We start from the raw sequence: 9,269 nt of genomic DNA on the forward strand, positions 1-9,269 counted from the left end.
ACCAATCGATGAGCGGGCACAGCAGAGTGTTCTGGCAACATGACTGACGGTGTCACCACGATGCAGCATCAGCATGGCGGTGAGCCGCCGGGCGTGGTTTTTGTCCTTTGTTTTATGGATAGTTTTCTGCATCAGGCGTCGTTCGGTTCTGGGTATTGGTGCTATGATCGACATTGCTCAGTCCGGCTGGTGATTTGGGATATTCAGCGATTGATCAGATCGCATAAACCGGACTGAGTTCCCTCTAAGTGATCTACTATTCCGAGCAGTTATTTAGTATCGACCCACAATTAACTCCCTGCATTCTCTTCATTCGTATTTCGGGATCCCACTCTGAGGTCGGTACATTGGGTATACGTATTCCCGTGACGCTCGGGGCCATTGAACCCCTTGCACTCACACCGTTTAAAGCCAACAAAATTGCCTTAGTGTGCGAGGGCGGCGGCCAGCGCGGCATTTTCACAGCAGGCGTTCTGGATGAGTTCCAGCGGGCAAAATTCAATCCCTTTCAGTTGCTGTTAGGCTCTTCTGCTGGTGCGCAGAACCTTTCCGCTTATGTCTGCGGCCAGCCGGGCTATGCACGTCGGGTGATTACCCGCTATACCACCAGTAAGCTGTTCTTTGACCCCGTGCGTTTCCTGCGCGGCGGTAATCTTATCGATCTCGACTGGTTAATTGATATCACCCGCAGCGAATTTCCACTGGCCATGACCAGCGCAGAAACCTTGTTTGCTTCGGGGCGGCAATTTTACATGTGCGCCTGTCGCAGTGATGATTATGCCCCCAGTTACTTTGCCCCCACAGCCAGTAACTGGCTGGATATTATTAAGGCTTCCAGCGCCATTCCGGGCTTTTACCGTCTGGGCGTGGATCTGGAGGGCATAAGCTATCTGGATGGCGGCGTCAGCGATGCGATTCCCGTGCGCGAAGCGGCAAAACGCGGGGCCGATACCATTGTGGTCATCCGTACCGTGCCGTCGCAGATGTTCGATGTGCCCCGTTGGGTGACCCGTATGGAACGCTGGTTCAGCGGCGGGGCGCTGCAGCCAATGATCAAGATTCTGCACCATCACGAGCAGACCTATCGCGAAACCCAGCAGTTTATTGAAAAGCCGCCGGGTGATTTACGTATCATCGAAATCTTCCCGCCGCGCGTGTTAGCCAGTAACGCACTGGGCAGTCGTATTGCCGCGTTGAATCAGGATTACCATCTGGGGCGCCGCTGTGGTCGCTACTTTATTGCCACGCTGGGGCAATGGCTGAGCGATGCCGAGCCCCACACAGGGCTGGATATTGTGGTCCCTTCTGCGCCGGTGGCAAATGAGCCGGGGGATATCGCTCCGGTCATCCCGCTGACCGGCAACGATGGCACTTATGGCGAGGGTCCGCTGACATGAGGTTCGTTGATACCCACTGTCACTTTGATTTTCCGCCGTTTGTGGACGCGGCCGACGTCAGTCTGCGCCAGGCTGCGGACGCGGGCGTAGAAAAAATTATTGTACCATCGGTCGAGGCAGGGCGCTTTGACCTTGTTTGTCAGTTAGCCCGGCAGCACCGCGCGTTATATGCCGCACTCGGCCTGCATCCGATTGTGACGGAGCAGCACGAGGAGCAGCACCTCGCTCAGCTTGAAAGCCTGTTACAACAGCGGCCCCCAAAGCTGGTGGCCCTCGGTGAGATCGGCCTGGATCTCTATCGGGACGATCCGCAGTTTGATAAGCAAACCTGTTTCCTGGATGCGCAACTGAAGCTGGCGAAACGTTACGATCTGCCGGTGATCCTGCATTCGCGCCGCACGCACGATCAGCTGGCACTGCATCTGCGTCGGCAGGCTGTGCCACGGCGCGGCGTCGTACACGGTTTTGCCGGTAGCCTGCAGCAGGCGCAGGCGTTTATTAAGCTCGGCTATGCGATTGGCGTAGGCGGCACGATTACGTATCCCCGCGCCAGTAAAACCCGGCAGACGATTGCCCGTTTACCGCTCTCGTCGCTGCTGCTGGAAACCGATGCGCCTGATATGCCGCTGAACGGCTACCAGGGCCAGCCAAACCGACCCGAGCGCGCCGTTTTAGTCTGGCAGGTGTTGTGTGAACTGCGCGACGAGCCGCCCGCCGAAATCGCCGACGCGTTATGGCACAACAGTCATGCGCTGTTTTCGCTTGCATAATCCCCGCCGTCACATCGTGTCCTGGTGAAATGTTATAATAGTAACATCCCTGTGGCTGAATTATACTGGCTGCCTTGCGCCATACTTTGCAGATAATCTAAATTATCGCTGAGTTTTTGCAGCCGTTTCATACTTTTATGTGATTTGGTGCACAAAAAATGGTCGTTATAATTGTTAATATTATCACATTTAAGGGTGGGCGAACGTTTACCCGATGTTCTGGAGATCACCATGACCGATATTAAACAGCAGGCCCTGCGCGCCCTGAAACTGATGGATTTAACCACGCTGAACGAGGATGACACCGACGAGAAAGTGATCGCGCTCTGTCATCAGGCGAAATCTCCGGTGGGTAACACCGCTGCCATCTGTATTTATCCGCGTTTCATTCCCGTTGCGCGTAAAACGCTGCGTGAGCAGGGCACGCCTGACGTGCGCATTGCCACCGTAACCAACTTCCCGCATGGCAATGACGATATTGAGATTGCGCTGGCCGAAACCCGTGCCGCCATCGCTTACGGCGCTGATGAAGTGGATGTGGTTTTCCCTTATCGCGCGCTGATGGCAGGCAATGCGCAGGTCGGCTTTGATCTGGTCAAGGCCTGCAAAACCGCCTGTGCGGAAGCCGGCGTTTTACTGAAGGTTATTATCGAAACCGGCGAACTGAAGCAGGAAGCGCTGATTCGTCAGGCCTCTGAAATTGCGATTGATGCCGGGGCTGACTTTATCAAAACCTCAACCGGTAAAGTGCCGGTCAACGCCACGCCGGAAGTGGCGCAGATCATGATGAGCGTCATCCGCGACAAAGGTGTGAAAATGCAGGTTGGCTTCAAACCGGCAGGCGGCGTTCGCACCGCTGAAGATGCCGCTGTCTATCTGCAACTGGCGGATGACACGCTGGGTGCCGACTGGGCCGATGCCCGCCATTTCCGTTTTGGTGCCTCCAGCCTGCTGGCAAATCTGCTCAACACGCTTGGGCACAGCAGCGACACCAGCAAGTCGGGTTACTGATTCATCCGGGCGGCTCACGGCCGCCTCTTCTCCTCTTTCCCTGACGTAAGGGGGCGACATTGTACCTCGCACAAGAAATCATTCGAAAAAAACGTGACGGCCAGGCGCTGACTGAAGACGAAATTCGTTTCTTCATCAACGGGGTGCGCGATAACAGCGTGTCCGAAGGGCAAATTGCCGCACTGGCAATGACCATCTATTTCCACGATATGTCACTGCCGGAGCGCGTTGCGCTGACCATGGCGATGCGGGATTCCGGCACCGTCCTGAACTGGGCTTCACTGAATCTGAACGGGCCGGTGGTCGACAAGCACTCCACGGGCGGCGTGGGCGATGTGACCTCGCTGATGCTCGGACCCATGGTGGCGGCCTGTGGCGGCTATATCCCGATGATCTCCGGACGCGGACTGGGCCATACCGGCGGTACGCTGGATAAGCTGGAGGCGATTCCCGGTTTTGACATTTTCCCCAGCGATGACCATTTCCGCCAGACCATCAAACAGGTTGGTGTGGCCATCATCGGGCAAACTAACTCGCTGGCACCGGCGGATAAACGTTTTTACGCGACCCGCGATATCACCGCCACCGTGGATTCCATTCCGCTGATTACCGCTTCGATCCTGGCAAAAAAACTGGCCGAAGGCCTGGATGCGCTGGTGATGGATGTCAAAGTCGGCTCCGGCGCCTTTATGCCGACCTGGGAAGCCTCTGAGAGTCTGGCGCAGGCCATTGTGGGCGTGGCGAATGGCGCGGGCTGCCGTACCACGGCGCTGCTAACAGATATGAATCAGGTCCTGGCTTCCTCGGCGGGCAATGCCCTGGAAGTGCGCGAAGCCGTGCGCTTCCTGACGGGTGAGCAGCGCAATCCGCGCCTGCTGGACGTGACGCTGGCCCTGTGCAGCGAAATGCTGATTTCCGGCAAACTGGCGGCTAACGAAACCGACGCCCGTGAACAACTTCTCGCCGTGCTGGATAACGGCAAAGCCGCAGAGGTATTTGCCCGCATGGTGGCGGCACAACGTGGCCCAACCGATTTCGTTGAGCGCTACGACAGCTACCTCACAGCCCCTGTGATGAGCAAAGCGGTTTATGCCGATGGCGCAGGTTACGTCACGCAGATGGATACCCGCGCGTTAGGCATGGCGGTGGTTGCGATGGGCGGTGGACGTCAGCGCGCCAGCGACGCCATTGATTACAGCGTGGGCTTAAGCGACATGATCACGCTGGGCGAGCGGGTGGACGCTTCACGCCCGCTGGCGGTTATTCATGCCAGCAGCGAAGCGCACTGGCAGCAGGCCGCCGCCGGTGTCAAAGCGGCCATCACTCTGGGGGACAGCGCCCCGGCGACCACACCGGTGGTTTATCGCCGTGTGACTGAAGCGGGATAACGCGGATAACAGACTGTATACCGGAGACGATTCGGGTATACTGATCTGATCGCTTTTTTTGACTTGTCGCGCGCGTTAGCGCAGGAGACTGGCATGAAACGTGCTTTTATTATGGTGCTGGATTCCTTTGGAATCGGCGCCAGCAAAGATGCCGACAAATTCGGCGATACAGGTTCCGATACGTTAGGTCATATCGCAGAAGCCTGTTTTAACGGTAAAGCGGATCAGGGCCGTAAAGGACCGCTGCACTTACCGAATATGACCGCGTTAGGTCTGGGCAAAGCGGCCGAGCTTTCTACCGGGCGTTTCCCGCCGGGACTGGACCCTGAAGCTGAGATAAAAGGCGCTTACGCTTACGCCAGCGAACGCTCATCCGGTAAAGATACGCCGTCAGGCCACTGGGAAATCGCCGGTGTGCCTGTTCTGTTCGACTGGGGCTACTTCAGCGATAAAGAGAACAGTTTTCCGCAGGAACTGCTGGATAAACTGGTTGAGCGGGCGGAGTTGCCGGGTTATCTCGGTAACTGTCACTCATCCGGTACGGTCATTCTCGACCAGTTGGGTGAAGAACACATGGCTTCGGGCAAGCCGATTTTTTACACCTCGGCGGATTCCGTGTTTCAGATTGCCTGCCATGAAGAAACCTTCGGCTTAGATCGCCTGTATGCGCTGTGTGAAATTGCGCGTGAGGAGCTGACGGAAGGCGGTTATAACATTGGCCGCGTGATTGCCCGCCCGTTCGTGGGTGACAAAGCCGGCAGCTTTGAGCGCACCGGTAACCGTCACGATCTGGCCGTGGAGCCGCCATCGCCTACCATGCTGAAGAAGCTGGTGGATGAGAAGGGCGGTCATGTGATTTCGGTAGGTAAAATTGCCGACATCTACGCGGAGCAGGGCATCACCAAAAAAGTCAAAGCCACCGGACTGGATGCGCTGTTTGATGCCACCATCCAGGAAATGAAAACCGCGCCGGATCAGGCGATTGTGTTTACCAACTTCGTAGACTTCGACTCTACCTGGGGCCATCGTCGCGATGTGGCAGGCTATGCAGGCGGGCTGGAGCTGTTCGATCGCCGCTTGCCAGAGTTGATGGAGCTGGTCAAAGAGGATGATATTTTGATCCTCACCGCCGACCACGGTTGCGATCCGACCTGGCAAGGCACGGAACATACGCGCGAGCATATTCCGATCTTAATTTACGGCCCGAAGGTCGAGCCGGGATCGCTGGGTTACCGCGATACCTTCGCGGATATCGGCCAGACGATTGCACACTATTTTGACCTGTCCCCCATGGACTACGGCAAGAACATGCTGTAAAAACAGCGAAATTTTTAAAAAGGATAGAGAATCATGGCAACTCCTCACATTAACGCAGAAATGGGTGATTTCGCTGACGTCGTACTGATGCCGGGCGATCCGCTGCGTGCGAAACACATCGCAGAAACCTTTCTGGACGATGCCGTTGAGGTCAACAACGTGCGCGGCATGCTGGGTTACACCGGCACCTATAAAGGCCGCAAAATCTCTGTTATGGGCCACGGCATGGGCATTCCGTCCTGCTCTATCTATGCGAAAGAGCTGATCACCGAGTTCGGTGTGAAGAAAATCATCCGCGTGGGCTCCTGCGGTGCGGTGCGTCCCGATGTGAAACTGCGTGACATCGTGATCGGCATGGGGGCATCCACCGATTCCAAAGTGAACCGTATGCGCTTCAAAGACCATGACTTTGCCGCTATCGCGGACTTCGACATGGTGCGCAACGCGGTGGATGCGGCCAAAAACCTGGGCGTCGAGGCGCGCGTCGGTAACATCTTCTCGGCCGATCTGTTCTATACGCCCGATCCGCAGATGTTCGACGTGATGGAGAAGTACGGCATTCTGGGTGTGGAAATGGAAGCCGCAGGCATCTACGGCGTAGCCGCTGAATTTGGCGCGAAAGCGCTGACCATGTGTACCGTGTCTGACCATATCCGTACTCACGAGCAGACCACGGCTGCAGAACGCCAGACCACCTTTAATGACATGATTAAAATCGCGCTGGAGTCGGTGCTGCTGGGTGATTAATCCCCACGGTGGCTGATCGGCCCCTTCATCCGGCTGCGCATCTGCGGCCGGATGATCCTCTCCCGTTTTCCATTTCGCAACATTCTCACTAAATGACACACTTTTCATCAGGCTTGTGCATCTTCGCGCTGGCACGACGGGCTGATGTCACTATCATGAAGCCGAACAATTAATAACAACACGCCATACAGAAAATACCTGCCTGATGAATTTCCGTGATTTCGACGCTGAAGAGAAGTTGTTTGTCCGCCGTGCCGCTATGGCGTTTGTACTGGTTTGCCTGTGCTTTAGCATCCTGGGTTTTAACCTGTATCGCCTGCAGGTCCGCGACCACAGCTATTATCAGACGCGCTCGAACGAGAATGACATCAAAATGATCCCCATTGCGCCCACGCGCGGACTGATCTTTGTCCGCAACGGGATCCCGCTGGTGCGCAACGTGACCTGGTATGACATCACGGTTACCCCGTACAAAGTGGAGGACATGAAGGCGCTGTTGCAAGAACTGACGCCACTGGTTGATCTGACCCCGGAAGATATTGAGCGCTTTCAGCACGATCTGCATCAGACCAGCCGCTATAAGCCCGTCATTCTCAAAGAGGAACTCACAGACGAAGAGGTGGCGCGTTTTTCGGTTAACCAGTTCCGTTTTACCGGCGTCAGCATTGATACCTATCAGGACCGGGAATATCCCTATGGGGCCGATCTCGCGCATGTGATCGGCTATGTTTCCAAAATCAACGATAACGACTACAAGCGGCTGAACGCAGAGGGCATCGCTGAAAACTATGCTGCCGACCATAACATCGGTAAGCAGGGGATTGAGGGCTATTACGAATCCCTGCTGCACGGCAAACCCGGCTATCAGGAAGTGGAAGTGGATAACCACGGGCGCATTGTCCGGGTGCTGAAAGAAGTGCCGCCGGTGGCGGGAAAGAACATTACGCTGACGCTGGATCTGCATCTGCAACAGTACGCGGAAAGCCTGCTGGTCGGGCAGCGCGCCGCGTTGCTGGTCGAAGATCCCCATGACGGCTCAGTGCTGGCGATGGTTTCCAGCCCCAGCTACGATCCCAATCCGTTCGTAAAGGGCATCAGCTATCAGGCGTACAAAAAGCTGCTGCAGGATAAAAATTTACCGCTGATCAACCGTGTCACGCAGGGCCTGTATCCGCCGGCCTCAACGGTAAAACCCTATATGGCGATGTCGGCGCTGCTCACGCACGTCATTACGCCACAGACCACCTTTTTTGGCGGGCCCACCTGGACATTACCCGGTACTGACCGCCGCTATCGCGACTGGAAAAAAAGCGGTCACGGTACGCTGGATGTCACTAAAGCGATCGAAGAGTCGGCGGATACCTTCTTCTATCAGGTGGCGTTTATGATGGGCATCGATCGTATTCACACCATGCTCAGTAAATTTGGCTACGGTCAGTCCACCGGCATCGATCTGAATGAAGAGTACAACGGACTGCTGCCCAGCCGTGACTGGAAGATGAAAGTGCATAAGAAACCCTGGTATCAGGGCGATACGGTGTCAGTCGGCATTGGTCAGGGCTACTGGATTGCCACGCCGATTCAGATGGTAAAGGCGCTGGTGGCGCTGATTAACAATGGCAGAGTCATTGCCCCGCACCTGCTGGAGAAATCGCAGCTTGGCAACCACGTGCAGCTTTACCAGCCGAAACTGCCGCAGGCGCAGATTGGTGATCCGCATTCCCCTTACTGGTCGCTGGTGCGTCACGCGATGTTTGGCATGGCTAACGCGCCGAATGGCACAGGCTACAAGTATTTCCACACCGCGCCTTATGGCATTGCTGCCAAGAGTGGAACGTCGCAGGTATTCAGCCTGAAACAAAATCAGACCTACAATGCCAAAATGATCCCGGTGCGGCTGCGCGATCATACGTTTTATACCGCCTTCGCCCCCTTTAACGATCCTAAGGTGGCTGTGGCGTTGATCCTGGAAAATGGGGGCAGCGAAGGCGTGCTGGCCGCGCCGGTAATGCGGCAGCTTCTCGATCATATTTTCCTGCCGCCCACCACGCCGCCGCCCGTTGAGGTTGCCCAGCGTCCGGCCCGCTAGCGGAAAAATACCCGGTTACGTCCGTGCTTTTTAGCATCATAGAGTGCGGCGTCGGCATGCGTATAAAGCGCTTCGAAGTGGGAGCCCGCCGCGCCCCAACTCACGCCCAGGCTGGCGGTGACCAGCCGCTCGGGCAACGCATCCAGGGGAGACGCGTTCAGTGAGGCGAGAATCGCCCCGGCGACAATCACCGCTTCCCCAAGGAACGTATCCGGCAGCATAATCGTGAACTCTTCCCCCCCAATGCGCCCGATGCTGGCAATGTCCGGTGTGTTGCGCTGGATACGTTGCACCAGCTCGCAGATCACTTTGTCCCCGGTGGGATGGCCATATTCGTCGTTAATCCGTTTAAAAAAATCGATATCAAGAATGATCAGAGCGGCGGGGGTTCGCGTCAGTGTGTCGCTGATGCGCTGAATAATGGTAAGCGTCGCATTCAGACCGTATTGACGTTCAGGCAGAGGGAAGCTCGACCTTCCATGGCAGCAGATCGCGGACCCGGTTCACCGGCCAGTCCTGTATATGACCGATGACGTAACGCAACCACGTC

General features: G+C 56.2%; 8 protein-coding genes and 2 pseudogenes. 7 read left to right on the top strand and 3 right to left on the bottom strand.

Annotation, left to right across the window (positions count from 1 at the left end; genetic code table 11):
• Window positions 1-174 (bottom strand): annotated as a pseudogene (locus F7Q90_RS23370) (IS630 family transposase); the annotation flags it as partial.
• A 173-nt stretch (window positions 175-347) separates the two neighbouring features.
• Between F7Q90_RS23370 and F7Q90_RS23375 the strand changes: the two are divergent.
• The 7 genes from F7Q90_RS23375 (at window position 348) to mrdA (ending at window position 8,719) form a co-directional block, all read left to right on the top strand.
• Window positions 348-1,397 (top strand): patatin-like phospholipase family protein, encoded by a 1,050-nt coding sequence (locus F7Q90_RS23375; protein ID WP_006118237.1) that lies wholly within the window; start codon window positions 348-350, stop codon window positions 1,395-1,397.
• Window positions 1,394-2,167, top strand: coding sequence for a metal-dependent hydrolase (locus F7Q90_RS23380; RefSeq protein ID WP_006118238.1), 774 nt, complete (start codon window positions 1,394-1,396; stop codon window positions 2,165-2,167). The genes F7Q90_RS23375 and F7Q90_RS23380 overlap by 4 nt, the downstream gene beginning before the upstream one ends.
• A gap of 231 nt (window positions 2,168-2,398) precedes the next feature.
• Window positions 2,399-3,178, top strand: coding sequence for a deoxyribose-phosphate aldolase (gene deoC / locus F7Q90_RS23385; protein ID WP_006118239.1), 780 nt, complete (start codon window positions 2,399-2,401; stop codon window positions 3,176-3,178).
• 59 nt (window positions 3,179-3,237) lie between these two features.
• Window positions 3,238-4,566, top strand: a complete 1,329-nt coding sequence (gene deoA, locus F7Q90_RS23390) for a thymidine phosphorylase (RefSeq protein ID WP_006118240.1) — start codon at window positions 3,238-3,240, stop codon at window positions 4,564-4,566.
• 93 nt (window positions 4,567-4,659) lie between these two features.
• Window positions 4,660-5,883 (top strand): phosphopentomutase, encoded by a 1,224-nt coding sequence (deoB, locus tag F7Q90_RS23395; protein ID WP_006118241.1) that lies wholly within the window; start codon window positions 4,660-4,662, stop codon window positions 5,881-5,883.
• A gap of 33 nt (window positions 5,884-5,916) precedes the next feature.
• Window positions 5,917-6,630: a purine-nucleoside phosphorylase gene (gene deoD, locus F7Q90_RS23400; protein WP_006118242.1), complete on the top strand. Its 714-nt coding sequence runs from the start codon at window positions 5,917-5,919 to the stop codon at window positions 6,628-6,630.
• 205 nt (window positions 6,631-6,835) lie between these two features.
• Window positions 6,836-8,719 (top strand): penicillin-binding protein 2, encoded by a 1,884-nt coding sequence (mrdA, locus tag F7Q90_RS23405; protein WP_006118243.1) that lies wholly within the window; start codon window positions 6,836-6,838, stop codon window positions 8,717-8,719.
• Here the strand turns inward: mrdA and F7Q90_RS23410 are convergent.
• Window positions 8,716-9,141: pseudogene (locus F7Q90_RS23410) on the bottom strand (GGDEF domain-containing protein); the annotation flags it as partial. The gene mrdA and the pseudogene F7Q90_RS23410 sit on opposite strands and share 4 nt — an antisense overlap.
• Before the next feature lie 31 nt (window positions 9,142-9,172).
• On the bottom strand, window positions 9,173-9,269 hold a 97-nt coding region (locus F7Q90_RS23415; protein WP_151160719.1), incomplete at its 5' end, for a transposase domain-containing protein.

This window comes from Pantoea stewartii subsp. stewartii, from assembly GCF_008801695.1.
Taxonomy (GTDB): Bacteria; Pseudomonadota; Gammaproteobacteria; order Enterobacterales; family Enterobacteriaceae; genus Pantoea; species Pantoea stewartii.

Coding starts and splice junctions, on each gene's coding strand:
- F7Q90_RS23380 (WP_006118238.1), top strand. CDS start 1,394: ATGAGGTTCGTTGATACCCACTGTCACTTTGATTTTCCGCCGTTTGTG.
- deoC (WP_006118239.1), top strand. CDS start 2,399: ATGACCGATATTAAACAGCAGGCCCTGCGCGCCCTGAAACTGATGGAT.
- deoB (WP_006118241.1), top strand. CDS start 4,660: ATGAAACGTGCTTTTATTATGGTGCTGGATTCCTTTGGAATCGGCGCC.
- deoD (WP_006118242.1), top strand. CDS start 5,917: ATGGCAACTCCTCACATTAACGCAGAAATGGGTGATTTCGCTGACGTC.
- mrdA (WP_006118243.1), top strand. CDS start 6,836: ATGAATTTCCGTGATTTCGACGCTGAAGAGAAGTTGTTTGTCCGCCGT.